Origin of the sequence: Blastococcus sp. CT_GayMR19 (assembly GCF_004570385.1) — a bacterium.
GTDB lineage: Bacteria > Actinomycetota > Actinomycetes > Mycobacteriales > Geodermatophilaceae > Blastococcus_B.
Genome location: NZ_SPQL01000004.1, coordinates 139,113 through 163,821, shown reverse-complemented (window position 1 = coordinate 163,821; position 24,709 = coordinate 139,113). Strand labels below are relative to the sequence as shown.

Below are 24,709 nucleotides of genomic sequence, written 5' to 3'. Positions count from 1 at the left end.
GCTCTACAGTGACGACCACCCCGTGGGGCGGCCGGCCTCGGGGTAGAGCGCGGTCGCGCCGCCGTCAACCAGCGAAGTGTGGCAACCGGAACGGCGATCTTCGGGAACTATTGCCCCCTGCCGTTCGGTGACACGGACCGGTCCTCCGCTTACGTTCTGTACATGCTCTCGACGCTTCTGGTCATCGGCGGTGTCCTCGTCGGGCTGCTGGTTCTCCTCGCCCTCATCGTTCACCTCAGCGCCCGCCCCGAGACGTCTCGCCGCGGGAACTCCGGCGCGCCGGCCCGCTCGTGGGTCGTCGACGCCGGCCGGCCCCATCCCGACGCGTGGTCGCCGCTGACGACCACCAGCACCAGCGAGATCCCCGCGATCCGCTGAGCCCCTGAGCCCGGCGTCCCGGCGGCTGCGGACAGCGCGCCGCCGGGACAGCCCGGTGGGCCCGCCGGTCACGGGTGGATCTCGTCGCGGCCGACCATCTGTTCCGGAACGGGTTCGCGCGGCAGGCTGCCAATTGCGCCGTCCGGTGGTTCGGACACGGACGACGCGCAGGTCCGGCGCCGGACCGATCGCGACGGACCGGCCGGCAGGGGGCGAGGCGGCCGATGTCCAGGCGAGCTCATCCGCGGTGGCGGGCGCTCGGGCTGCTGCTGGTCGTGGGCTCGCCGCTCGCCGGTGCACTGACGGCGGCACTGATGCTGCCCTGGGTCGTCGGCCCCGGCCTGGCCGTGCGCTCCTCGGCGGACCTGCTCGCGCCCCTGCCGGGCGTGCTGAGTGACCATACCCCCGCCGGCAACACCGTCGTCCTGGCGGCCGACGGCTCGCCGATCACCTGGTTCTACCGGCACAACCGGGTGCCGGTGACGGCCGAGCAGATCGCGCCGGTGATGACACAGGCGCTGGTCGACATCGAGGACGCGCGGTTCTACGAGCACCGTGGCCTGGACGTGAAGGGCACGGCACGGGCCGCGGTCCGCAACGTCCTGGCCGGTGGGGTGGTCGAGGGCGGCTCCACAATCACCCAGCAACTGGTCAAGCAGACGCTGCTCCAGGCGGCGGCGACCGGTGAGGAGCGGCAGGCGGCGACCGAGGAGAGCATCGGCCGGAAACTGCGCGAGGCGCGCCTCGCGCTGGCCCTCGAGGAGCAGTACTCGAAGTCCGAGATCCTGACCCGCTACCTCAACATCGTCTACTTCGGCCGCGGCGCCTACGGCGTGCAGGCGGCGGCCCAGCGCTACTTCAGCGTGAACGCGGCCGACCTCACCCTCCCCCAGGCCGCGATGCTCGCCGGGCTGGTGCAGACGCCGGGGAACGACGACCCCATCGTCAATCCCGAGGCCGCCCTGGAGCGCCGGAACCAGGTGCTCGAGCGGATGCACGACCTCGGTCACGTCACCGACCAGGAGCTGGCCGAGAACACCGTGCAGCCGGTCGCCGTCGTCCCCTCGGAGCCGCCCCGCAACGGCTGCGCCAATGCGCTGATCGCGGGGTTCTTCTGCGACTACGTGCAGCGCACGCTCACCCAGGTGCTCGGCATCCCGCAGGCGGTGCTCGACAACGGAGGGCTGACCGTCCACACCACCCTGCGCCCCGACCTGCAGGCGACCGGGGACCGATCCGTCGCCGCCGACCTCCCCCTCGGCGACCCCCTGGCCGCCATGTTCACCGCGGTGGAACCGGGTACCGGGCACGTCCTGGCCATGAGCGTGAACCGGGTGTTCGGCCCCGATCCGAACGACCCCGCCCAGGAGTCGGTGAACCTCAACGTCGCGGCGAGCCAGGGCGCCGGGTCGACCTACAAGGTGTTCGTCGCGGCCTCCGCGCTGGAACGCGGTCTCCCGGCCTGGCACACGATCACCACCACCGACCCCTATGTGTCCCGCGTGTACAAGAACGGTCGCGACCCCTACATCGTGCAGAACGTCGGCCGCTATCCCGCGACGCTGACGATGACCGAGGCCCTGATCCGCTCGTCCAACACCTACTTCGTCGCGCTGGAGGACCGGCTGGGCAGCGTCGAGGGACCGGTGCGGATGGCCCAGCGGATGGGGCTGTTCTCCCTCGATCCGGTCGCCGACGCCGTCGTCGCCGAGAACCGCGGCTCGTTCACCCTCGGTGCCGAGGCGACCAGTCCCCTGGCGCTGGCCAGCGCTTACTCGACGCTGGCCGCGAACGGCACCCAGTGCGATCCCGTGGCGGTGACCGCCGTCCTGGACCGCACGGGGGCGCCGCTGACCGGCAGCGACGGGGTCCCGCTGAACACCGGGGACGTCTGCACCCCGGACGCCGTGCCCCGGGCGGTCGCGACCACGCTCAACCAGATCCTGGTCGGCGACACCGCCCTCCCCATCGGGACCGGCACGCGCGCCGCCATCCGCGGGCACCAGATCGCCGGCAAGACGGGCACCAGCCAGGACCGGTTCTCGGTCGCGTTCGTGGGCTACACGCCGCAGTACGCCGCCAGCGTCATGCTGCTCAACCCCAAGCAGAACCAGGACCTCGGCGGGTACGGCGGACGGCTGGCCGCGCCGATCTGGCGGGACGCGATGGAGCCGATCCTCTCCGGGCAGCCCGGCGTTCCCTTCCCGCCCGCGGGTCTGCGGCTGAATGCGCCGCCGCCACCGCCCCCACCACCCCGGCCGGCGCCCGCGGCACCGCCTCCGCCCGAGGCGCCGCCCCCGCCCGAGGTACCGCCGCCGTCCGAGCCGCCGCCTCCGCCGGAGACGCCGACCACGGTCGAGGCCTCGCCGCCGCCGGAGGAGCCGGCTCCCGACGAGGACTGACCGGGACGCTCGGCGCCGTCCCGGTCAGGCCAGGCGCACCGGTGCCGTCGCGCCGGGCTCGATGCCTCCCTCGACCCGCCCCTCGGCCCGCAGCTTCGCGAGCGTGGCGCGGGTGGACTGCGCGGCGGCCGGCCACAGGAGACGGGGCACCTCCGCGTAGACGACGGCGACCAGCTCGTCGACGGTCGCCGGCCCCCGTCCCAGGGCCTCGAGCAGCTGGCGCTCCCGGTAGGCCCGGTGGGCCAGATAGAAGTCGAGGACCGCGCCGGGGTCCTCCGTCAGTTCCGGCCCGTGACCGCAGTAGAGCGCCGCGGGACCGAGGGCGTGGACCCGTCGCAGCGACTCGAGATAGGCGGCGACGTCGCCCTCCGGGTGGGTGACCACCGACGTGCCGCGCCCCAGGACGTGGTCCCCGACGAGCACCGCGCCGGACTCCAGACGGAAGGCCAGGTGGTCGGCCGTGTGCCCCGGGGTCGGGACGACGTCGACCGCGGTGCCGGCCAGCACCAGCCGCTCCCCTGGCTCCAGCAGCCGCCCGTCCGCGCCGGCGACGGCGCGGCTCGCGGCCGCCACCGGTGCGCCGAACCGCCGTCCCCAGGGCAGCGCCGCCTCGGCGTGGTCCCCGTGGTGGTGGGTGACGAGGACGGCGACGCACCGGGCGTCCCGGGCGGCCAGCGCGGCCTCCACCGCGGCGAGGTGCGGGGCGTCGTCGGGGCCCGGGTCGACGACGACCGCCTGCCCGCTCCCCGGGGCGCCGACCACGTAGGTGTTGGTGCCGTCCAGGGTCATCGGAGAGGGATTGGGGGCGAGGACGCGCGTGACCAGCGGCTCCAGCTCGGCCACCGGGGGCAGCGCGCCCGGACCGGCGAGGCCCCACGCCCCGCGGGGATCGACCGGCACGTCCATTCCGTGGACGGTAGCGGCTCCGCTCAGCCGCCGACCTCCCCGGCCGGGCGGACGGGGTGCCCGGCGGGAGCAGCAACGGCCCGCCAGCCATCCCCGAGCTGGCGGGCCGTTGCCGGCCGGGCGGACGCCCCCGTGGCGTCAGCCCCCGCAACCACCCAGGAAGACGCCGCGCGCGTTGAGCCACGGCACCGGGTTGACCTGCCCGCCGTACATCTGGCCGCCGGGGTGCACCTCGAAGTGCAGGTGCGGGCCGGTGGACTGGCCCCGGTTGCCGACCTCGGCGATCTCCTCGCCGGCGGAGACCCGCTCGCCGACCGAGACGAAGTAGCGGTTGACGTGGCCGTAGACGGTCACCGCGCCGTCGTCACCGCGGATGTAGACGGCCTGGCCGAAGCCGGTCGCCGAGCCGGCACGCTGCACGACACCCGCGTGCGCCGCGTAGATCGACGTGCCGATCGGGGCGGCGATGTCCACGCCGAAGTGCGTGACGCCCCAGCGGGCGCCGTAGCAGCTGGAGACCCGGCCGGACGTCGGCGCGACGTAGGCGCCGTTGCCGCCGCTCGACCCGCCGCCCCCGGACGAGGCGGAGCTCCCCCGGGCCCGCTCCGCGGCTGCGGCTGCCTCTGCCGCGGCCCGCGCAGCGGCTGCGGCGGCCGCCGCTTCCTCGGCGGCCTTCTGGGCGACCCACTGGTCGTGGGCGTTCCGGGCGCCCTGGAGCTCCAGCAGATGGATCTGGGCGGCCTGCAGCTGCTCGTCGAGGGCGGCCTTCTCGGCCGCGACCTGCTCGTAGGCGGCCTGCTGCGCGTAGAGCTGGGCGTCGGCCTCCGCCTTGGCCGCCTCGGCGATCTCCTCGGCGGTCGCCATCTCGTCCCGCGCGGCGCGGGCGGCGGAGTCCGCGTTGGCCTGCGCGACCTTCGCCACCTCCAGCGCGCCGAGGACGTCGAGCTGGTTGTCGGCGACGTAGTCGAGCATGGCCGCGCGCTGGATCAGCTCGCCGGGGCCCTCGGCGTCGAGCAGCGCAGCGGAGCTGGTGAGCGATCCCCCGTTGATGTAGCTGTCGCGGGAGAACATCGCGATCCGCGCCTCCGACGCGGCGACGGCCTCCGCGGCGGCCCGCAGCTCCGCGGCGGTCTGCTCCGCCGCCAGCTGGGCCTGCAGGAGGGCCTCCTCGGCAGCCAGATAGGCGGTACCGGCGGCCTCGGCGAGGACGCCGACCCGCTCCAGGTCGGCCTCGGCCGCGGCGACGAGCCCCGAGATGCGCCCCACCTCGGCGGCGGCCGCGTCCTGCTGCGCGCGGGCGGACCCTAGTTCGCTGTCGGACGGGTTGGGCGGGGGCGGCGGGAGGGCGTAGGCCGGGTTCGCCGACCCGAGGAGCACGGCCCCGACCAGTGCACCGACCAGCACGGTCCGCATCGGCCGGCCCGCGATCGGCCGGCGACTGCCGGGACGCGCGGAGGCCGGTCCCGGAGGACGGCGGTGGGACATCTCGTGCTCCCTGGGGAAGAGGGCGGAGGGGTGGAGCCGCAGAAGAGTCGCACTGTCACCCCCAGTCACAAGCGCAACACGCAACACACTCGCCACGCTTGTTACCGAGTCGTGTCCTGCCGTTCCGCCGACGACCGCCCGCGCCCAGGTAGAGAGTCGACCGGCGCCTCGCCCACCGGGAGCACTCGAGCGCGACCCGCCGCTCGGCGACGACCTGGATCTAGGCTTTGCAGGTGGACGTTCTTAGCTCGGGTCACGAACAGGTCGTGTTCTGCACGGACGAGGAATCGGGCCTGCGCGCGATCATCGCGATCCACTCCACGGCCCTGGGGCCGGCACTCGGCGGTACGCGCTTCTACCCCTACGCCGGCGAGGAGGCCGCGGTCACCGACGCCCTGCGGCTGTCCCGGGCCATGTCCTACAAGAACAGCCTGGCCGGGCTCGACCTCGGCGGCGGCAAGGCCGTCATCATCGGGGACCCGCGGACCGGGAAGACCGAGGCGCTCCTGCGGGCCTACGGCCGGTTCGTCGAGGCCCTCGGCGGGCGCTACCTCACCGCCTGCGACGTCGGCACCTACAACGCCGACCTCGACGTCGTCGCACGCGAGACGCGGTTCGCCCACGGCCGCTCCGAGGCCTACGGCGGCTGCGGCGACTCCTCGGTGCTCACCGCCTACGGCGTCTTCCTGGGCATGCAGGCGGCCGCGCAGCACTGCTGGGGTTCCCGGTCGCTGGCCGGCCGCACCGTCGCCGTGGCCGGCGCCGGAAAGGTGGGGTCCCACCTGATCGGCCACCTGGTGGACGACGGCGCGGACGTCGTGGTCACCGACGTCGACCCGGCCGCCATCGAGCGCGTGCAGGCCCGCCACCCGCAGGTGAAGGCGGTGCCTGACACGGCGACGCTGGTGCGCACCCCGCACGACGTCTACTCCCCCAACGCGCTGGGGGGCGCCCTGGACGAGCAGACCGTCGAGGTACTGCCCTCCCGCATCGTCTGCGGCGGCGCCAACAACCAGCTCGCCACCGCGGCGATGGGCGACCGGCTGGTCGAGCGCGGCATCCTCTACGCGCCCGACTACCTGGTCAACGCGGGGGGCGTCATCCAGGTCGAGGACGAGCGGCACGGGTTCTCCTTCGCCCGTGCGCAGTCCAAGGCCAGCGGGATCTTCGACGTCGCTCTGCGGGTCTTCCGCGCCGCCGACGACGAGGGCGTCTCCCCCGCGGTGGCGGCCGACCGGCTGGCCGAAGAGCGCATCCGTTCGGTCGGCCGGCTGGCGACGATCCGGCTGCCGCGCTGAGGCGGCCGATGCGGCTTCCAGCGGCTTGACGAGGATGCGCTGCACCTGCCTCTGCGTCAGCTCAGGGCGGTGACGGTGGACGAGGCCACGAGGGCCTCAGACGAAGATCCGATGAGACGATCACGTCAGGCATCCGGCCGGCCGTGCGGTGACAGCTACCGGCCTGCCACCGCAAGGAGCACCAACTAGATGCGCGGCAGAATCACGAAAAAGAACAACAAGAGCACCGCGATCACCAGAGCCACGACAGCAATCGTTCTCGTATTCATGTGCGCATCCTCCGACTCATGACGTGGCGACGGACGAGGACCCCATCCGGGCGGCCCTCCCCAGTCACGGGGATTGGATTGTGCCTGGTCAGGAGGCTCGGCGCAGCATCGCGGCGGCCTGGCTGTTCGATTCGGCCAGCTCGGGGTTCTGGGCCGTCATGACATCTGGTCCGTCGGGACGGGCCTCGTCGGGCGCGGCTCGATCACTGCCCAGGTCGCGTACGCCCCGGCCGCACCTTCTGCCTCGACAACGGGGACATGCGAGTTGCCCTGAACCAGGGCTCCGCCGACCCCTCCCGCCCTCATGGGGGAGGGACGTATGCCCGCCGCGGATCCGTGTCGTAAGGTTGTCCGAGACACAGTCACTCAGTCGGGGTCGCCACGGGCCGTCCAGCCCGGAGCTGGGCTCCCGCACTCCGTAACGAGGGGGTCGAGCCAATGGGGCGCGGCCGAGCGAAGGCCAAGCAGACACGCGTGGCCCGTGAGCTCAAGTACAGCTCACCCAACACCGACCTCTCTGCCCTGCAGAAGGAACTCACCGGTGCACCGTCGTCGTACGTCGCCCCTCCGCGGGCGAAGGACGACGACGACGAGGACGACGAGTTCGCCGACCGCTGGGCGGACGACGACGCGGACGACGACTGGGCGCCCAGCCCGCGTTGACCGCGGCGGTCACTGAGCCGCAGCGTCCACCACGAGACCGCCGCCCTCCGGGGCAGTGGTCTCGTGGCGCGCGGTCTGGGTCCGGCCACGATGGCCACCTCGGTCGCCGGCCGGACCGGCCATTTTGGCCGTCGGGACGGCGGGACTCCGGGACGGCGGGACGTCAGCGGTAGGTGCCGACCAGGTGTGCGGCCGGGGCGGCGTCGTCCGTCCGGCGCCCGACTTGGCCGGCCACCCAGGACGGGATGCCGGCGGCGCTGAGCAGGTCCACGACGGCGTCGGCCACGTCCGCCGAGACGGCCGCGATCATGCCGACGCCGCAGTTGAACGCGCGTTCGGACTCTTCCCGCGGCACGCCGTGCTCCTCGAGCAGCCGCACGACGGCCGGCAGCTGCCAGGTCCCCCGGTCCAGCACCGCGGCCAGCCCCCCGGGGACGACGCGGGCCGTGTTCCCGGCCAGCCCGCCGCCGGTGATGTGGGCGTAGGCGTGCACGGCGTCCACACCGAACTCGCTCACCAGGGCGAGGCAGTCGCGGGCGTAGATGCGGGTCGGCTCGAGCAACTCCTCGCCCAGCGGCCGGTCGAGGCCGACCGGGGTGGCGTTCAGGTCCAGGCCGGCAGCGGCCACGACCCGGCGCACCAGCGAGTAGCCGTTGGAGTGCAGGCCCGAGGACGCCATGGCGATCACGGCGTCGCCGTCCCGAACGCGCTCCGGGCCCAGGACCGCGTCGGCCTCCACGACGCCGACCGCCGTCGCGGCCAGGTCGTACTCGTCGGCGTCCATCAGGTCGCCGTGCTCGGCGGTCTCACCGCCGACCAGGGCCGCGCCCGCCTGGGTGCAACCCGCCGCGATGCCGGTGACGATCGCCGCGATCCGCTCGGGCACCACCTTGCCGCAGGCCACGTAGTCCTGGAGGAACAGCGGCTCGGCTCCGCACGCGACGAGGTCGTCCACGACCATGGCGACCAGGTCGATGCCGACCGTGTCGTGCCGGTCCAGCATCCGCGCCAGCGCGATCTTGGTGCCGACGCCGTCGGTGGAGGACGCCAGCAGCGGGCGCCGGTACTTCGCGGTGTCGAGGGCGAACAGCCCGGCGAAGCCGCCGAGGCCGCCCACGACCTCGGGCCGGTTGGTCTTCTCGACCGCGGCCTTCATCAGGGTGACCGCCCGCTCGCCGGCGTCGATGTCGACGCCCGACGCCGCGTAGGTGAACTCGGTCATGGGCGCGCGAGCGCGTCCTCGGCCCCACCCGGGACGACGGCGCTCCCGGCCTGCTGACCGGTCCAGCCGCTGATGGCCCGGTGCTCGATGCCCTCGAGGACGTGCTTGCCGAGGATCTCGGACTCACCGAGCGGAATGGGGTACTGCCCCGTGAAGCAGGCCGTGCACAGCCGGTTGACCGGCTGCTCGGTGGCGGCGATCAGGCCCTGTTCGGAGACGTAGCCGAGCGAGTCGGCGTTGATCGAGGCGCGCACCCCGTCGATGTCCAGGCCGTTGGCGACCAGCTCGGCGCGGCTGGCGAAGTCGATCCCGTAGAAGCACGGCCACTTCACCGGCGGCGAGGCGATGCGGACGTGCACCTCGACGGCGCCGGCCTCGCGCAGCATGCGGATCAGCGCGCGCTGCGTGTTGCCACGGACGATCGAGTCGTCGACGACGACCAGCCGCTTGCCGCGGATGACGTCGCGCAGCGGGTTGAGCTTCAGCCGGATGCCCAGCTGCCGGATGGTCTGGCTCGGCTGGATGAAGGTGCGCCCGACATAGCTGTTCTTGACCAGGCCCAGGCCGTAGGGGATCCCGCTCGCCTCGGCGTACCCGACCGCGGCCGGCGTGCCGGACTCGGGCACCGGGATGACGAGGTCGGCGGCGGCCGGGTGCTCCTTGGCCAGCCGCCGGCCGATCTCGACGCGGGCGGCGTGCACGCCCCGGCCGGAGATCGTCGTGTCGGGCCGGGCGAGGTAGACGTACTCGAACACGCAGCCCTTGGGCTGTGCGACGGCGAAGTGCTGGCTGCGCAGCCCGTTCTCGTCGATCGCGATGAGTTCACCGGGTTCGACCTCGCGGACCACCGAGGCGCCGACGATGTCCAGCGCCGCCGTCTCGCTGGCGACCACCCACCCGCGCTCCAGCCGGCCCAGCACCAGCGGGCGGACGCCCTGCGGGTCACGGGCCGCGTAGAGGGTGTCCTCGTCCATGAACGTCAGGCTGAAGGCGCCGCGCAGCTGGGGCAGCACCTTCATGGCCGCCGCCTCGACCGAGAGATCGGGGTCCGCCGCGATCAGCGCGGTGATCAGGTCGGAGTCGTTCGTGGCGACGAACGCCCCGGCCACGCCGTCGTCGGCGGCCTTGCTGGCGAGCTCGGCGGTGTTGACCAGGTTGCCGTTGTGGCAGAGCGCCAGCCCGGTGCCGGCGGCCGTCGTCCGGAAGGTGGGCTGCGCGTTCTCCCACGTCGAGGCGCCGGTCGTGGAGTACCGGGTGTGGCCGACGGCGAGGTGGCCGCGCAGGCTGCCCAGGGTCGGCTCGTCGAAGACCTGGCTGACCAGCCCGAGGTCCTTGTAGACGACGACCGAGGCGCCGTCGGACACCGCGATCCCGGCCGCCTCCTGACCGCGGTGCTGGAGGGCGTACAGGCCGAAATAGGTCAGCTTCGCGACCTCCTCCCCCGGCGCCCAGACACCGAAGACGCCACAGGCGTCCTGGGGTCCGGGATCATGGGGGTCGAGGTCGTGCGTCAGCCGTCCATCACCGCGAGGCACCCCCCGAGACTACCGGCGCCCGTCCACCCCAGGCGCACGCGGCGGGATGTCCCCGCTCACCTCGCGCGTCCTCCACGACGGCACCGGCGCACGGGCTGGGCGCCCGCCCCTCGACAGTCCTGCCCGGCCGGCGCTTAGGGCCGTCCCGTTCTGGGCAGGGAGCGGCGAGGACACGGCGGGATCTCGATTGCGGGTTGGCCGCGCGCGATTTGATGCCGCGTCGTACTGTCCCACCGGCTGTGCACCGACTTTCCCGGTTCCCGGCCTGGCAGCGTCCGCCCGGCCGCGCCGATCCCCGCCCCCGGAGGTATCCGTCCGTGGCAGTACCCAGCTTCCTGGCCCGGGAGCGCATCGTCGCCAAGCCGGGCTTCAACCGGTGGCTCATCCCGCCGGCCGCTCTCGCCGTCCACCTGTGCATCGGCCAGGCGTACGCGACCAGCGTCTACAAGACCGCCCTGGTCCAGCACTTCGACACCTCGCTGACGGCGATCGGGATCATCTTCTCGATCGCCATCGTCATGCTCGGGCTCTCCGCGGCCCTCTTCGGCACCTGGGTGGACCGGAACGGCCCCCGTGCGGCCATGTTCACGTCCGCGGTCTTCTGGGTCTCGGGCTTCCTCGTCGGCTCGCTCGGCATCGCCACCGAGCAGCTGTGGCTGCTGTACCTCGGCTACGGCGTCCTCGGCGGCATCGGCCTCGGCATCGGCTACATCTCGCCGGTCTCGACGCTGATCAAGTGGTTCCCCGACCGTCCGGGCCTGGCCACGGGCATGGCCATCATGGGCTTCGGTGGCGGCGCCCTGATCGCCTCGCCGCTGTCCCGTCAGCTGATGAGCTTCTACGACCCGGCCTACGTGCCGACCGACACCACCTCGGTGGCCAGCGGCGACGCCGTCGCCAAGCTGTTCCTGACCCTGGGCCTGGTCTACCTGCTCTTCATGATGTTCGGCGCCTTCCTCGTGCGGGTGCCCGCCGCGGACTGGAAGCCGCAGGGCTTCGACCCGTCGACGGTGAAGAAGAAGGCGCTCGTCACGACGGAGAACGTGTCCGCGAACAACGCGATCAGGACGCCGCAGTTCTGGCTCTTGTGGACCGTCCTCTTCTGCAACGTCACCGCGGGGATCGGCATCCTCGAGCAGGCGTCGCCGATGATCCAGGACTTCTTCCGCACCGGTGACGGGTCCCTGGTCGCGGCGTCGGCCGCCGCGGGATTCGTCGGTGTGCTGTCGCTGTTCAACATGGCCGGCCGGTTCGTCTGGTCGTCCACGTCGGACTACATCGGCCGCAAGCCGATCTACATGGTCTACCTCGGCGTCGGCATCGTGCTCTACATCACGCTGGCGACGCTCGGCAGCAGCGCGACCTGGATCTTCGTGATCACCGCCGCGCTGATCATCAGCTTCTACGGCGGCGGGTTCGCCACGGTCCCGGCGTACCTGCGCGACCTGTTCGGCACCTTCCAGGTCGGGGCGATCCACGGCCGGCTGCTGACCGCGTGGGCGGCTGCGGGCGTGGCCGGGCCGCTGATCATCAACGGCGTGCTGGACGCGCGGGGCACGCCGGGTCAGCTGGTCGCCGGTGACTACCGTCCCGCGCTCTTCATCATGGTCGGCCTGCTCGCGGTCGGCTTCGTCGCGAACCTGCTCGTGAAGCCGGTGGCCGCCAAGTGGCACGAGTCCGCCGAGGCCGTCGAGGAGTTCACCCACGAGCACCACACCCCGGAACGGAGCGCCGCCCGATGAACTCGGCCACCTCGCACGACCAGCAGTCCACGCACACCCCGGCGGGGCTCATCGCCTTCGCCTGGACCCTGGTGGGGGTTCCGCTGGCCTACGGCCTGTTCCAGACCGTCAAGACCGCCCTCAACCTCTTCACCGGCTGACGCTCACCCGCACGCCCATCGGCCCCCGTTCGCGTCCTGCGAGCGGGGGCCGCTGCTTTCGGTACCGAGAGCGGAGCCGCCGGCTCCCGCTTCCGGTACCGAAAGCGGGAGTCAGGAGGGGCGGAGCGGGCGCAGGGGGAGGTGGGCCGAGAGGTCGGCGCGGTTGCCGCTGGCGGTGACGCGGCCCTCGGCGACGGCGGCGTCCCAGGTCAGCTCCCCCGTCGCGAGGCGCAGCCAGGTCGCGGCGTCGGTCTCGACGACGTTCGGCGGGGTCCCGCGGGTGTGCCGCGGCCCCTCGATGCACTGGACGGCGACGTGCGGCGGCACCCGCAGCTCCACCGAGCGGCCGGGTACGTGCTGGGCCAGCCAGCGGGCGGTCGTCTTCACCGCGGCGCCCAGGACCGCGCGCGGTGGCTGCTCGCTCTCCCCCGCCAGCCACGGTCGCACGGGGTCGACCGCGGCCCTCAGCGCCTCGGCCGGGATCGGGGCGGGCATCAGCTGCTGGGGACGGCGCCCGTCGGCACAGCGCCCACCGTGGCCTCGGGCGTCCCGAACAGCGCCGGGAGGGTGGCCGTCCACGCGGCCCGCAGCTCGGCGAGCCCCAGGTCCAGCAGCCCGTCGAGGACCAGCGCGTCGCCACCCGTCGTCCCGAGCTCGGTGACCGGGACGCCCGCGGCCTCGGCGGCCGCGCGCACGGCGGCGGGGTCGGCCGTCGTGACGACGGCGCGCGCGGCGGACTCGCTGAACAGCGCGGTGAACGGGTCGGCCTCGAGGTGCAGGGTGGCCCCGACGCCGTGGCGCAGCGCCGACTCGGCGAGCGTCTGCGCCAGGCCGCCGTCGGCGAGGTCGTGGGCGGAGCCGACCAGCCCGTCCCGGCCGAGGGCCGCGAGCAGCTCGCCCAGCGTGCGCTCGGCGGGCAGGTCCACCGCCGGGGGACGGCCGCCGAGGTGGCCGTGCACGACCGAGGCCCACGCCGAGCCGCCGAACTCCTCGCGGGTCGCCCCGAGGAGCAGGACCGTCTCCCCCGCCGTCCGCCAGCCGCTCGGCACCCGGCGCCGCACGTCCTCGTGCACCCCGAGCACGCCGATGACCGGCGTCGGGTTGATCGGGACGTCGCCGGTCTGGTTGTAGAGGCTCACGTTGCCGCCGGTGACCGGCAGGCCCAGCTCACGGCAGGCGTCGGCCAGGCCGCGGACGGCCTCCGCGAACTGCCACATGACCTCGGGCTCCTCGGGGGAGCCGAAGTTCAGGCAGTTGGTGACGGCCAGGGGCGTCGCGCCGGAGACCGCGACGTTGCGGTAGGCCTCGGCGAGGTTCAGCTGGGCCCCGGCGTAGGGGTCGAGCCGGGCGTAGCGGGCGTTGCCGTCGAGGGACAGCGCGATGCCGCGGTGCGTCTCCTCGTCGATGCGCACGACCCCGGCGTCCTCGGGCTGGGCCAGGACCGTGTTGCCCCGCACGTAGCGGTCGTACTGCTCGGTGACCCAGGTCTTGTCCGCGCCGTCCGGGCTGGCGAGGACGGCCAGCCAGTGCGCCTGCAGCTCGGCGCCGGTGGTGGGCCTGGGCAGGGTCGCGGCGTCGTCGGCCTGCAGGGCGTCGAGGTCGGCCGGGCGCCGCATCGGCCGGTCGTAGACCGGCCCCTCGTGGGCGACCGTGCGCGGCGGGACGTCGACGATCTGCTCGCCGTGCCAGTCGACGGTGAGCCGGTCACCGGCGGTGACCTCGCCGATGACCGTCGCCAGGACGTCCCACTTGCGGCAGACGGCGAGGAACGCCTCGACCTTGGCCGGCTCGACGATCGCGCACATGCGCTCCTGCGACTCGCTCATCAGGATCTCGGCCGGGGTGAGCGTGCTGTCCCGCAGCGGGACGGCGTCCAGGTCGACGTGCATGCCGCCCGTGCCGGCGCTGGCGAGCTCCGACGTCGCACAGGAGAGACCGGCACCGCCGAGGTCCTGGATGCCGGTGACGAGGTCGGCCGCGAAGATCTCCAGGCACGCCTCGATGAGCAGCTTCTCGGTGAACGGGTCGCCGACCTGGACGCTCGGGCGCTTGGCCGGGCCGTGCTCGTCGAAGGTCTCCGACGCCAGCACGGACACACCGCCGATGCCGTCCCCGCCGGTGCGCGCCCCGAAGAGGATGACCTTGTTGCCGACGCCCTCCGCCTTCGCGAGGCGGACGTCCTCGTGCCGCATGACGCCCACGCACAGGGCGTTGACCAGCGGGTTCCCCGCGTAGCAGTCGTCGAAGAGCAGCTCGCCGCCGATGTTGGGCAGACCCAGGCAGTTGCCGTACCCGCCGACCCCGGCGACGACGCCGGGCAGCACGCGCGCGGTGTCGGGGGCGTCGGCCCGGCCGAAGCGGAGCGAGTCCATGACCGCGATCGGGCGGGCGCCCATGGTCAGGATGTCCCGGACGATGCCGCCGACCCCCGTCGCCGCGCCCTGGTAGGGCTCCACGTAGCTCGGGTGGTTGTGCGACTCGACCTTGAAGGTCACCGCGTAGCCGTCGCCGACGTCGACCACCCCGGCGTTCTCGCCGATGCCGACCAGCAGGGCCTCGCTGTGCGGCAGGTCGCCGAACTGCCGCAGGTGCACCTTGCTCGACTTGTAGGAGCAGTGCTCGCTCCACATGACCGAGTACATGGCCAGCTCGGCCGTGGTCGGCCGGCGCCCGAGGATGTCGCGGATCCGCAGGTACTCGTCGGACTTCAGGCCGAGCTCGGCCCACGGCTGCTCGTCGTCCGGGGTCTTCGCGGCGATCTCGACGGTGTCGACGCTCATGCCGCCACCGCGGCCTTCAGCACGGACGTGAAGAACCCGAGGCCGTCGGTGCCGGGGCCCGTCAGGTCCTCGACCGCGTGCTCCGGGTGCGGCATGAGGCCGACGACCCGGCCGTTCGCGCTGGTCACGCCGGCGATGTCGCGGCTGCTGCCGTTCGGGTTGCCGTCGACGTACCGGACGACGACCCGGCCCTCGCCCTCGATGCGGTCCAGGTCGGCGTCCGCGGCCACGTACCGGCCCTCGCCGTTCTTGACCGGGACGACGATCCGCTGCCCGGTCGCGTAGGCGGACGTCCACGCGGTGTCGGCGCGCTCCACCTGCAGCACCTGGTCGCGGTTGCGGAAGTGCAGGTGACTGTTGCGGGTCAGCGCACCGGGCAGCAGGCCGGCCTCGCACAGCACCTGGAAGCCGTTGCAGATGCCGAGCACGGGCAGGCCCTGCCCGGCGCGCGCCACGACGTCCTGCATCAGCGGTGCGCGGGCCGCGATCGCGCCGGCCCGGAGGTAGTCGCCGTAGGAGAAGCCGCCGGGGAGGACGACGGCGTCGACGTCCTTGAGGTCGTGGTCGGCGTGCCACAGCGCGACCGGCTCACCACCGGCCAGGCGCACCGCGCGGGCGGCGTCGACGTCGTCCAGGGAGCCCGGGAAGGTCAGCACACCGATGCGCAAGGGAGAGCGTCCGTTCAGTCGGCGGAGAGGTGCAGTTCGACGTCCTCGATGACGGGGTTGGCCAGCAGCGTCTCGGCGATCTGCTTCAGCTCGGCCTCGTCCGGGGTGCCGTCGACCTCGAGCACGAAGTGCTTGCCCTGGCGGACGCTGGTCACGCTGTCGTGGCCGAGCCGGCCCAGGGCCCCGAGCACCGCCTGCCCCTGGGGGTCGGAGATCTCCGGCTTCAGGACGACGTCGACGACCACCCGTGCCACGCCGCCGAGGGTACCTGGGCGGTTTTTGCCGCCCCCGAGCACGCCGTGCCCCGCACACCGAGCCGCTGTGGTCGCGGAACCTGGACTGAGCTGGACATTTTCGGGCGCCTGCCGAGGAGATGGTGTGCGTTCACTGACCGCGGTGATGGCCGCTGCCCTGGTGCTCCTACCCGCCGCTCCCGCCTCGGCGGCCGGCCAGCCGCCAGTGGTCGTCGACGACGCGGTGACCTACCGGAACAACGGCGGCACCGACTACGTCGTCGACGCCCTCGCCAATGACAGCGACCCCGACGGCGACGCGCTCACTTACACCGCCGTCACCCCGGCCGCCAAGGGGGACGCCTACCTCCAGGGCGGTCAGCTGTATTACAAGCCCTTCCTGGCCGAGACGGGTACGGACTCGTTCACGTACAGCGTCTCCGACGGCGACGGGAACACCGCCACCGGCACCGTGACGGCGACACTGTGGGTCGACCCCGCCGCGCCCTCGGGTCTCACCATCAGCGGCTCGGGCACGGATTCGGCCACCCTGACGTGGTCCGCAGCGGCGCGCGCCGCGCAGTACCGGGTCTGGCGGAACGGGGTGCTGGTCCACACCACCTCAGCCCTCACGTGGACCGACACCGGTCTGCTCCCCTCCTCCGACAACCGGTACCAGGTCACCGCGGTGAACGGGGGCGGCTGGAGCGGACCGCTGTCGACGAACGTCTTCCGACGACCGCAGCAGGCGACGCCGACGGGCCTGGTCATCGATGCGACCGGGGACCCGACAGGATTGTCGCTGATCTGGAACGGCTCCTTCGGCCCGTGGAACGTGTACCGGGACGGGGCCTTGATCACCACGACGACCAGTCCCGAGTTCACCGACACGGGCCTGGTCACCGGCCGGACGTACGACTACCAGCTGCAGCTGGTCTTCCCCTCGAGCGCCACTGTGGTGTACCCGCCGAGTCCCCTGACGGACGCAGTCCAGGGCGTGCCGGGCCAGCCGACGCCCATCGCTGCGCGCTTCCGGGCCCTGGGTGGGGCAGCCGGAACCTTGGGGTGGGTCACCGTGTCGGAGCACGCCATCCCCGGCGGGCGCCGGCAGGACCACCAGGGAGGCGTCCTCCTGCAGCCTGATGGCCAGAGCGCTTACGCGGTGATGCAGGACTTCGCCGCCGCTCACGCCGCCGCCGGCGGTCCCTCCGGCGACCTGGGCTTCCCGCTCGAGGACCGGGAGTGCGGGTTGCCGAGCGGAGGCTGTGGCCAGCTCTTCGAGGGGGGCAGCATCTGGTACACCCAGTACACGGGCACCCACGTCGTTTCTCTGGCCATCGAGGACAACTGGGCGGCCGGCGGCTGGGAAGAGGGTCGGCTGGGCTACCCGACCACCGACGAGGAGTGCGGGCTGCGCGCCGATGGCGGCGGCTGCCGCCAGAACTTCGAGGGCGGCTCCATCTACTCGTCCACCGGCAACGGCGCCCACGCGGTCTTCACCCCCTACTACGACGCCTGGGGCCGTCACGGATGGGAGAGCGGTCGGCTCGGCTACCCCACTACCGAGGAGATCTGCGGCCGCGCCGGCGGTGGCTGCTACCAGGAGTTCGAGGGCGGCACCATCCACTGGTCCCCGGCGAGCGGTATGCGCGCCGTCTTCACCCCTTACGGCGACGTCTGGGCCCGCCACGGTGGCGAGGCCGGGCGCCTGGGCTACCCGACCACCGAGGAGATCTGCGGCCGGGCCGGTGGCGGCTGCTACCAGCAGTTCCAGGGCGGCACCATCCACTGGTCCGGGCCCAGCGGTATGCGCGCCGTCTTCGCCCCCTACCGCGACGCCTGGGCCCGCCACGGTGGCGAGGCCGGGCGCCTGGGCTACCCGACCACCGAGGAGATCTGCGGCCGGGCCGGCGGCGGCTGCTACCAGCAGTTCCAGGGCGGCACCATCCACTGGTCCGGACCCAGCGGTATGCGCGCCGTCTTCGCCCCCTACCGCGACGCCTGGGCCCGCCAGGGTGGCGAGGCCGGCCGCCTGGGCTACCCGACCACCGACGAGATCTGCGGCCGCGCCGGCGGCGGCTGCTACCAGCAGTTCCAGGGCGGCACCATCCACTGGTCCGGACCCAGCGGTATGCGCGCCGTCTTCGCCCCCTACCGCGACACCTGGGCCCGCCACGGCGCCGAGGCCGGCCGCCTGGGCTACCCGACCACCGACGAGATCTGCGGCCTGACCCGCGGCGGCTGCTACCAGCAGTTCCAGGGCGGCACCATCCACTGGTCCGGGCCCAGCGGAATGCGCGCCGTCTTCACCCCCTACCGCGACGCCTGGGCCCGCCACGGCGCCGAGGCCGGGCGCCTGGGCTACCCGACCACCGACGAGATCTGCGGCGGCGGCTGCTACCAGCAGTTCCAGGGTGGCTCCATCAACTGGTCCCCGGCGAGCGGTATGCGCGTCTTCTAGCACATCGTCCGGGCCGGCTCGGGGGTGTTCCAGGGTCGCCTGATCGGGTGTATCGCGCCCGGGAGCCTCAGGTGCCCGTCGCGGCCAGTCGATGCAGGAAGGGACGCCGGAGCACCGGCGAGGAACCGCGGACCGAGGAGGACGTCGTGGCCCTGCCCCAGCGACTCGGCTTCCTCGTGGCGGCCGTCGTCGCCCTCGTGGTGGCCACCTTCGGGGGCGGCAGCGCCATGGCCTCGTGGCTGTCCGGCGCCGGACCGGCCGGCACACCCGGCATCACCGTGACGGCCGGCGCCCCGACCGGCGCGCTGTACCCGGAGCCCCCGACCGGCTACTCGACCGCCGGCACCGGTGGGGTCAGCGTCCTGGTCACCAACACCGGCGGCACCGGGGTGCGGCTCACCACAGCCCGGATCGGCGCCGTCACGGTCGCACCCCTGCCAGGCAGGACCTGCGCGTCCGGCAGCGTGGTCCCGGTGACCGCCGGCGTGATGCCCCTCGCGGCCCCGGTGGAGCTGGCCGTGGGCGCGTCGGACGTGCCCGTGGAGCTGCCGGGCGCGCTGACGATGCTGGGCAGCGCGGAGGCCGGTTGCCAGGGCGCGACGATCACCGTCGAGGTCACGCTCTCCGCCTGATCCGGCGTCGTCACGGGTCGTGACGGAGGCCCGACATCGGTCGGCTGCGGCTTCCGCAAGGGTTCCCCCGGCTGTTCCGCAACGTTTGCGCAAGCCCCGCGTGGGACCTCTCCCTCGCCGGGGTGAAGTGCCCGTCCTGCCGTTCTCGGCCCGGTTCCTGCCGCGTATCACCGAAGGAGAGACGGCAGCACGCCGTCACACACGGTGATGGAAGGCAGAACCCATGAAGCTCGGCAAGCGCTCCGGCGTCATCGCGCTGTTCCTCGTTGCTCTGGTCGGCGGCGGCGTCGCGGCCGCCGCCTGGCTCGTCAGCGGCACCGGCGCAGCCACGTCCCAGGCAGCCTCGGCGGTCAGCCTGACCGTGACGGCCGGATCCCCGACCGCCTCGCTCTACCCCAAGCCCGTCGCCGGGTACGGCTCGACCTCGGTCGGCGCGGTCGTCGCCCTGGTGGACAACCCGAACCCCTTCCCGGTCCGGCTGACCAACGCCACCTTCGGCGCCGTGACGGCCACCCCGCTCGCCGGCCGGACCTGCGCCGCCGCCAACGTCATCGCCCCCGCGCCGGTCACCCTGGCGACGCCGGTGACGCTGCCGGCCAACTCGACCGACACCGCGGTCACCGTCCCCGGCGCCCTGGAGATGCTCCAGACCGCGGACAACGGCTGCCAGGGCGCGTCCTTCAGCGTCCAGGTCACGCTGACCGGCGCCTCCGCCTGACCGCTCGGAGGGGCGCCGCCGGGTGCGGCGCCCCTCCGCGGGTCGAGATTCTGTCCCCGCGTTCCATTCGCCGTGAGAGGAGGACCGACATGTTCCGACGACTCGCCATCCTGGCTCTCGTCCTCGTGCCGGTCCTCCTCGCGGCGCAACCGGCGTCGGCGGCCTGGGCCGTCTCCGGAACCGGACCTGCCCGCGGGCAGGCGGTCGTCGTCCCGCAGGGGGCGACCCCGAGCGCGACCAAGGCCACGCCGGCACCGACCTACCTGCCGGTCTACACGCTGACGTGGAGCACCGCGATGCTCCCCGGCGGCCGGGCCGTGACCGGGTACCAGGTGCAGCGGATCGTCTGGCCGAACACGGCCATCGCGCGCACCGAGGCGGTCGGCGCCGGCACGTGCACGGGCACGACGGTCAACGGGCTGCCCAACGTGTTCGTCCCGGCCAACCCCACGGCGCCGACCCAGTCCTGCACCGACACGAACGCCTACGCCTTGGGCGAGGTCCGGTACATCGTCACGCCGGTACTCAGCCGCTGGGTCGGCCCCACGTCGCCACCTTCGCCCGTCTACAGCTGACGCGTCGGTCCTCCTCAGCCGGCCCCGAGCAGCCGCCAGACCGCCTCCGGCGCCTCCCAGTGGGCGTTGTGGCCGGCGGCGTCGATCACCACCGCGTCGGGGTCCACCCGCTGCATCGTCCCGAGGCTCACCATCGGGTCGCCCGAGCCCGCGGCCAGCCGCAGGGGCGCCTCGCAGCGTGCCAGGACGGTCTCCACGGACGGGCCGACGGCGCCGAACGCCCGCGGGTCCAGTGCCGGGGCCCAACCACTGTCCGCAACGCGAACCCCGGCCCGCGCCACCGGGTCCGCCGGATCGACGAGCTCGCGCAGTCCCGCCAGCCGCAGGTGCCGGTCGGCCGCCTCGGCCGCGGTCGGGAACACCTGCGGGGACCGGGCCGCCATGCGCCGGGCGCCGGCCACCTCGTCGGGGGTCCAGTCGATCTTCACGCCCACGGCCACGACCCGGTCGACGTCGACCCCGAACCAGCCGCCGCCGAGCACCGCGCCGACCACCCCGCCGAAGGAGTGCCCCAGCACGGTCACCCGGGAGGCCCCCAGCTCGGTGGCGAGCGCCGCCATGTCGGCCGCGTGGACGCCGAAGCCGTACGGCTGCTCGGCCACCGAGAGGCCGTGCCCGCGCAGGTCGGGCGCGGCCCACCGGCCGTCCCACGACTCCTCGACCAGCGGGAGCAGCCGGCGCCACACGGCGGCCGTCGCGCCGAGTCCGTGCAGGAGCAGCAGCAGGGAGTCGCCCGTGCCGCCGGTGAAGTACGCGATGCCGCCGCGGGTCCGTCGCATCAGACGAACTCCTGCCCGGTGAGCTGCTCGTACGCGGTCACGTAGCGCTCGCGGGTGGCGGCGACCACGTCGGCCGGCAGCTCGGGCGGCGGCGAGACGCGGTCCCAGCCGGACGACGTCAGCCAGTCGCGCACGTACTGCTTGTCGTAGGACGGCTGGACGGAACCGGGCGACCAGCTCGCGGCCGGCCAGAACCGAGACGAGTCGGGGGTGAGCACCTCGTCGCCGAGCACGAGAGCGGCGCCGTCGAGGCCGAACTCGAACTTGGTGTCGGCCAGGATCAGGCCCGCCCCGGCGGCGATCCGCGCGGCCGTCGAGTACAGCGCCAGCGTCAGCTCCCGCAGCTCGGCAGCCCGCGCAGCCCCGACGGCAGTGACGACGGCGGCGAAGTCGATCGCCTCGTCGTGCTCTCCCACCTCCGCCTTCGTCGACGGCGTGAACACCGGCGACGGGAGCTGCGAGCCCTCCGTCAGGCCGGCCGGCAGGGGGACGTCGCGGATGGCGCCGGTGCGCGAGTACTCCACGGTCCCCGAGCCGGCCAGGTACCCCCGGGCCACGCACTCCACGGGCAGCATCTCCAGCCGCCGCACCAGCATCGCGCGGCCGGCCACCTGCGCGGGGACGTCCGACGCCGAGATCAGGTGGTGCGACGCCCCGTGCTCCGCGAGCACCGGGCCGAGCTGCTCGAACCACCACACCGACAGCTGGGTCAGCACCCGGCCCTTGTCGGGGATCGGCGTCGGCAGGACGTGGTCGTAGGCGGAAATCCGGTCCGACGCCACCAGCAGCAGCCGGTCGGGGGCGGCGGGGGAAGAGACATCGTAGATCTCGCGCACCTTGCCCCGCGCGACCAGCGGCAGGTCCAGCGTCACCACCTGTTCGCTCCCGCGGCTTGCTCCGCTCCTCTGGCGCTCACTGCGATGCTCACGCGCCTGTCCGCTCATGTGAGCGCAGCCAGCCGGTCGAACAGCGGCCCGAGGTTGGCCACGTACTGCTCCGGCCGGCAGATCTCGTCGAGCCGCGCCTCGTCGAGGGCCACCGACGAGGCCGCCGCCCGCTTCCGCAGCGTCTCCCGGAAGGGGGTTCCCGAGTTCCAGGTCTCCATCGCCGCCGCCTGCACCAGCGCGTACGCGTCCTCCCGGGAGGACCCGCCCTCGACCAGCTCCAGCAGCACCGACGACGTGTAGATCAGCCCGCCGGTGGACTCCAGGTTGGCCCGCATGCGGGCGGCGTCCACGACCAGGTTCTCGACCAGGCCCGTGGTCAGGTGCAGCAGGTAGTCGGTGGTGATCGCGGCGTCGGGCAGGAAGACCCGCTCGGTGGACGAGTGCGAGATGTCGCGCTCGTGCCAGAGCGGGATGCCCTCCATGACCGGCACGATCGCCGCCCGCACCACCCGCGCCAGCCCGGCGATGCGCTCGGAGCGGATCGGGTTCTTCTTGTGCGGCATCGCGCTCGAGCCCTTCTGGCCCGATCCGAACGCCTCCGACAGCTCGCGCACCTCGGTCCGCTGGCCGTGCCGCACCTCGAGGGCGATCGCCTCGCAGACGGTCGCGATGATCGCCAGCGCCGAGACCCACTCGCTGATCGAGTCGCGCAGCACCACCTGCGTGGAGGCGTCCGCCGGCTGCAGGTCCAGTGCCTCGGCGACGAACACCTCGACCGACGGGTCGATCAGCGAGTACGTGCCGACGGCGCCGGAGATCGCCACCACACCGACGCGCGAGCGCGCCTCCCGCAGCCGGTCCCGGGACCGGGCCATCGCGAAGGCGAGGTCGGCGACGCGATGTCCCCACACGTCCGGCTCGGCGTGCACGCCGTGCGTGCGGCCCACCTTGATCGTGTCCCGGTGGGCGAGCCCGTGGTCGCGCAGCGCGGCGACCAGCCGGTCCGCCTTGGCCAGCAGCACGTCGGTGGCGTCGGTGAGCTGGACGGCGAGCGCGGTGTCCAGCAGGTCCGACGACGTCATGCCGTGGTGCACGTAGGCCGCCGCCGACCGCGGCGAGGTGTTGTCGGCCCAGGCGGTCAGGAAGGCGATGACGTCGTGCTGCGTCGTCTCCTCGATCTCCGCGACGCGCTCGGGGGTCGGCGGCGGCGCGTTGCGCACCGGCTCGACGACGTCGGCCGGCACCCGCCCCGCCGCGGCGTGCGCCTCCAGCACGAGCGTCTCGACGCGGCACCAGAGCGCGTACTTGTGCTGGTCGCTCCAGACCCGCCCCATCTCCGGGAGCGTGTAGCGCTCGATCATTGGGGTATCGCCTGCCGCAGCTCAGCTCGTCGCACCACGAGGACATCCTCCCGCAGGGCTAGCGTGATCATGGACGACCCCCGGGGCCCGCAGGAGGGTGCGTGATGCTGCGACGCGCGAGCGACCTCGCGGCACGGGCCCGCGAGCGCATCCGGGCGGCCCGGGAGCACGACCCGCACGGCTGGCCGGAGCAGGACGACCACGCGCTCCTCACCCACGAGGACGTCTACCGCGCGGAGCCGATCGACTTCGTCGTCGTCCCCGACCAGGACGGGGACGACGGACGAGGGGACGCCGAACCCGGGGACGACGCCGGTTCCGCGCGGCCACCGCTCGGCAGCCCCGAGCCCGGCGCTCCTGACATCGACGGCGCCGTCGCGGCCGGTGGGGTCAGCGGCCCGCCCCGGGGCGGACGCCCCCATCGCCCCGCGGAGCGCTCGCGCCGGCTGATGGCGCCCGCCGACCGCAGGTCCCCCGCCGAGGAGGGCGTCCCCAACGGTCTGCGGACGGCGGCCGCGTGGTCGTGGCGGCTGATCGTGGTGATCGCCGGCTTCTACGTGCTCCTCTACGCCGCGGCCTACGTGGCGGTGGTCGTCGTCCCGGTCATCGTGGCACTGCTCCTGGCGGCACTCCTGCAGCCCGGCGCGGCCTGGCTGATGCGGCACGGCTGGCCGCGGTCGCTGGCCGCGGTCGCGATGCTGATCGTCGGGCTGGGCGTCGTCTCCGGGATCATCACCCTGGTCGTCGAGCGGTTCACCGCGGGCTTCGCCGACCTGGCCACCCAGGTCAGCGAGGGCATCGGCCAGGTCCAGACATTCGTCGTCCGCACCTTCCCGATCACCCGCGGACAGCTCGAGGACGCCGTCGCCCAGCTGCAGGAGACCCTGGTGAACAACCAGGACACCATCGCGTCGGGCGCCCTCACCACGGCCGCCACCGTCGGCGAGGTGTTCACCGGCATCGTGCTGGCGCTGTTCACGCTCTTCTTCTTCCTCAAGGACGGCCGGTCCATCTGGCTGTGGATCGTCGGCCTGTTCCCGGACGACGCACGCGCCTACATCGACGAGGCGGCCCGGCGCTCGTGGCGCACGCTGATCTCCTACGTCCGGGCGACCGCGGCCGTCGCGCTGGTCGACGCGATCGGCATCGGCATCGGCCTGGCGGTCCTCTCCGTGCCCCTGGTCATCCCGCTGGCCGCGCTGGTCTTCCTCGGGGCGTTCATCCCGATCATCGGCTCGTTCCTGGCCGGGACGGTGGCCGTGCTGGTCGCCCTCGTCTCCGAGGGGCCGATCACGGCGCTCATCGCCTTCGCCGTGGTCGTGCTGGTCATGCAGGTCGAGGGACACATCCTCCAGCCGCTGCTGCTCGGCCGCGCCGTGCGCGTGCACCCGCTGGCTATCGTGCTGGCGATCGCGGCGGGCCTGCTCATCGCCGGGATCTTCGGGGCGCTGATCGCCGTCCCGACGGTCGCCTGCGTGAACGTCGCCGGCACCTACCTCAGCCGCCGCCACGACGGGCCGCGTCCGCCGGAACCCCGGCCCGAGCGGGCCAGGCCCGCGGTCACCGCGAGCTGAG

At 73.4% G+C, this 24,709-nt stretch carries 22 protein-coding genes; 11 read left to right on the top strand and 11 right to left on the bottom strand.

The window, feature by feature from the left end; all coding sequences use genetic code 11:
• Positions 1-162 precede the first annotated feature (162 nt).
• On the top strand, positions 163-378 hold the full coding sequence (locus tag E4P39_RS07645) for a hypothetical protein (protein ID WP_135135806.1): 216 nt from the start codon (positions 163-165) through the stop codon (positions 376-378).
• 224 nt (positions 379-602) lie between these two features.
• Entirely contained in the window at positions 603-2,780 is a 2,178-nt protein-coding gene (locus E4P39_RS07640; RefSeq protein WP_135135805.1) for a transglycosylase domain-containing protein, read from the top strand.
• Between the two features lie 24 nt (positions 2,781-2,804).
• Here E4P39_RS07640 and E4P39_RS07635 read toward each other — a convergent pair whose 3' ends face one another.
• Positions 2,805-3,686, bottom strand: a complete 882-nt coding sequence (locus tag E4P39_RS07635) for an MBL fold metallo-hydrolase (protein ID WP_135135804.1) — start codon at positions 3,684-3,686, stop codon at positions 2,805-2,807.
• 138 nt (positions 3,687-3,824) lie between these two features.
• Positions 3,825-5,099: a M23 family metallopeptidase gene (locus E4P39_RS07630; protein WP_135135803.1), complete on the bottom strand. Its 1,275-nt coding sequence runs from the start codon at positions 5,097-5,099 to the stop codon at positions 3,825-3,827.
• A 305-nt stretch (positions 5,100-5,404) separates the two neighbouring features.
• Here E4P39_RS07630 and E4P39_RS07625 point away from each other — a divergent pair, with 305 nt between their 5' ends.
• Both E4P39_RS07625 and E4P39_RS07620 read left to right on the top strand, forming a co-directional pair.
• Entirely contained in the window at positions 5,405-6,469 is a 1,065-nt protein-coding gene (locus tag E4P39_RS07625) for a Glu/Leu/Phe/Val dehydrogenase dimerization domain-containing protein (RefSeq protein ID WP_135135802.1), read from the top strand.
• A 707-nt stretch (positions 6,470-7,176) separates the two neighbouring features.
• Positions 7,177-7,401, top strand: a complete 225-nt coding sequence (locus tag E4P39_RS07620; protein WP_135135801.1) for a DUF3073 domain-containing protein — start codon at positions 7,177-7,179, stop codon at positions 7,399-7,401.
• Between the two features lie 163 nt (positions 7,402-7,564).
• On the opposite strand, the gene purM is transcribed toward E4P39_RS07620, so the two are convergent.
• Both purM and purF read right to left on the bottom strand, forming a co-directional pair.
• The gene (purM, locus tag E4P39_RS07615; protein ID WP_135135800.1) at positions 7,565-8,623 is read right to left on the bottom strand and encodes a phosphoribosylformylglycinamidine cyclo-ligase; all 1,059 of its coding nucleotides are present in this window, start codon (positions 8,621-8,623) and stop codon (positions 7,565-7,567) included.
• Positions 8,620-10,158 (bottom strand): amidophosphoribosyltransferase, encoded by a 1,539-nt coding sequence (gene purF / locus E4P39_RS07610; RefSeq protein ID WP_135135799.1) that lies wholly within the window; start codon positions 10,156-10,158, stop codon positions 8,620-8,622. The genes purM and purF overlap by 4 nt, the downstream gene beginning before the upstream one ends.
• A 317-nt stretch (positions 10,159-10,475) precedes the next feature.
• On the opposite strand from purF, the gene E4P39_RS07605 reads away from it, so the two are divergent.
• Both E4P39_RS07605 and E4P39_RS22245 read left to right on the top strand, forming a co-directional pair.
• Positions 10,476-11,900, top strand: a complete 1,425-nt coding sequence (locus E4P39_RS07605) for an OFA family MFS transporter (RefSeq protein WP_209306419.1) — start codon at positions 10,476-10,478, stop codon at positions 11,898-11,900.
• On the top strand, positions 11,897-12,040 hold the full coding sequence (locus E4P39_RS22245) for a hypothetical protein (protein ID WP_167761674.1): 144 nt from the start codon (positions 11,897-11,899) through the stop codon (positions 12,038-12,040). Before E4P39_RS07605 ends, E4P39_RS22245 begins: the two co-directional genes overlap by 4 nt.
• A gap of 111 nt (positions 12,041-12,151) precedes the next feature.
• On the opposite strand, the gene E4P39_RS07600 is transcribed toward E4P39_RS22245, so the two are convergent.
• Genes E4P39_RS07600 through purS form a run of 4 tightly spaced genes read right to left on the bottom strand, consistent with a single transcriptional unit; the run spans position 12,152 to position 15,742 of the window.
• Positions 12,152-12,535, bottom strand: a complete 384-nt coding sequence (locus E4P39_RS07600; protein WP_135135797.1) for a sterol carrier family protein — start codon at positions 12,533-12,535, stop codon at positions 12,152-12,154.
• Positions 12,535-14,820 carry a phosphoribosylformylglycinamidine synthase subunit PurL gene (purL, locus tag E4P39_RS07595; RefSeq protein ID WP_135135796.1) on the bottom strand — a complete coding sequence of 762 codons (2,286 nt, stop codon included), beginning with the start codon at positions 14,818-14,820 and terminating at the stop codon, positions 12,535-12,537. The genes E4P39_RS07600 and purL overlap by 1 nt, the downstream gene beginning before the upstream one ends.
• The gene (gene purQ / locus E4P39_RS07590; protein WP_135135795.1) at positions 14,817-15,488 is read right to left on the bottom strand and encodes a phosphoribosylformylglycinamidine synthase subunit PurQ; all 672 of its coding nucleotides are present in this window, start codon (positions 15,486-15,488) and stop codon (positions 14,817-14,819) included. Before purQ ends, purL begins: the two co-directional genes overlap by 4 nt.
• A 14-nt stretch (positions 15,489-15,502) precedes the next feature.
• On the bottom strand, positions 15,503-15,742 hold the full coding sequence (purS, locus tag E4P39_RS07585) for a phosphoribosylformylglycinamidine synthase subunit PurS (RefSeq protein ID WP_135135794.1): 240 nt from the start codon (positions 15,740-15,742) through the stop codon (positions 15,503-15,505).
• A 124-nt stretch (positions 15,743-15,866) separates the two neighbouring features.
• Here purS and E4P39_RS07580 point away from each other — a divergent pair, with 124 nt between their 5' ends.
• From E4P39_RS07580 to E4P39_RS07565, 4 genes are all read left to right on the top strand, one after another.
• On the top strand, positions 15,867-18,182 hold the full coding sequence (locus E4P39_RS07580) for an Ig-like domain-containing protein (protein ID WP_209306418.1): 2,316 nt from the start codon (positions 15,867-15,869) through the stop codon (positions 18,180-18,182).
• A 146-nt stretch (positions 18,183-18,328) separates the two neighbouring features.
• Complete coding sequence (locus tag E4P39_RS07575; protein WP_135135792.1) at positions 18,329-18,814, top strand: hypothetical protein; 486 nt, start codon at positions 18,329-18,331, stop codon at positions 18,812-18,814.
• 223 nt (positions 18,815-19,037) lie between these two features.
• A complete protein-coding gene (locus E4P39_RS07570) occupies positions 19,038-19,532 on the top strand; it encodes a hypothetical protein (protein WP_135135791.1) in 495 nt (164 codons plus the stop codon).
• Between the two features lie 89 nt (positions 19,533-19,621).
• Positions 19,622-20,107: a hypothetical protein gene (locus E4P39_RS07565; RefSeq protein WP_135135790.1), complete on the top strand. Its 486-nt coding sequence runs from the start codon at positions 19,622-19,624 to the stop codon at positions 20,105-20,107.
• Between the two features lie 14 nt (positions 20,108-20,121).
• Here the strand turns inward: E4P39_RS07565 and E4P39_RS07560 are convergent, their stop codons facing one another.
• The 3 genes from E4P39_RS07560 to purB form a co-directional block, all read right to left on the bottom strand.
• A complete protein-coding gene (locus E4P39_RS07560) occupies positions 20,122-20,886 on the bottom strand; it encodes an alpha/beta hydrolase (RefSeq protein WP_135135789.1) in 765 nt (254 codons plus the stop codon).
• Positions 20,886-21,761, bottom strand: coding sequence for a phosphoribosylaminoimidazolesuccinocarboxamide synthase (locus E4P39_RS07555; RefSeq protein WP_245159697.1), 876 nt, complete (start codon positions 21,759-21,761; stop codon positions 20,886-20,888). The genes E4P39_RS07560 and E4P39_RS07555 overlap by 1 nt, the downstream gene beginning before the upstream one ends.
• A gap of 65 nt (positions 21,762-21,826) precedes the next feature.
• Positions 21,827-23,134, bottom strand: coding sequence for an adenylosuccinate lyase (purB, locus tag E4P39_RS07550; protein WP_135135787.1), 1,308 nt, complete (start codon positions 23,132-23,134; stop codon positions 21,827-21,829).
• Between the two features lie 104 nt (positions 23,135-23,238).
• Here purB and E4P39_RS07545 point away from each other — a divergent pair, with 104 nt between their 5' ends.
• Positions 23,239-24,708, top strand: coding sequence for an AI-2E family transporter (locus tag E4P39_RS07545; RefSeq protein ID WP_135135786.1), 1,470 nt, complete (start codon positions 23,239-23,241; stop codon positions 24,706-24,708).
• The last annotated feature ends 1 nt before the right edge of the window (position 24,709 follow it).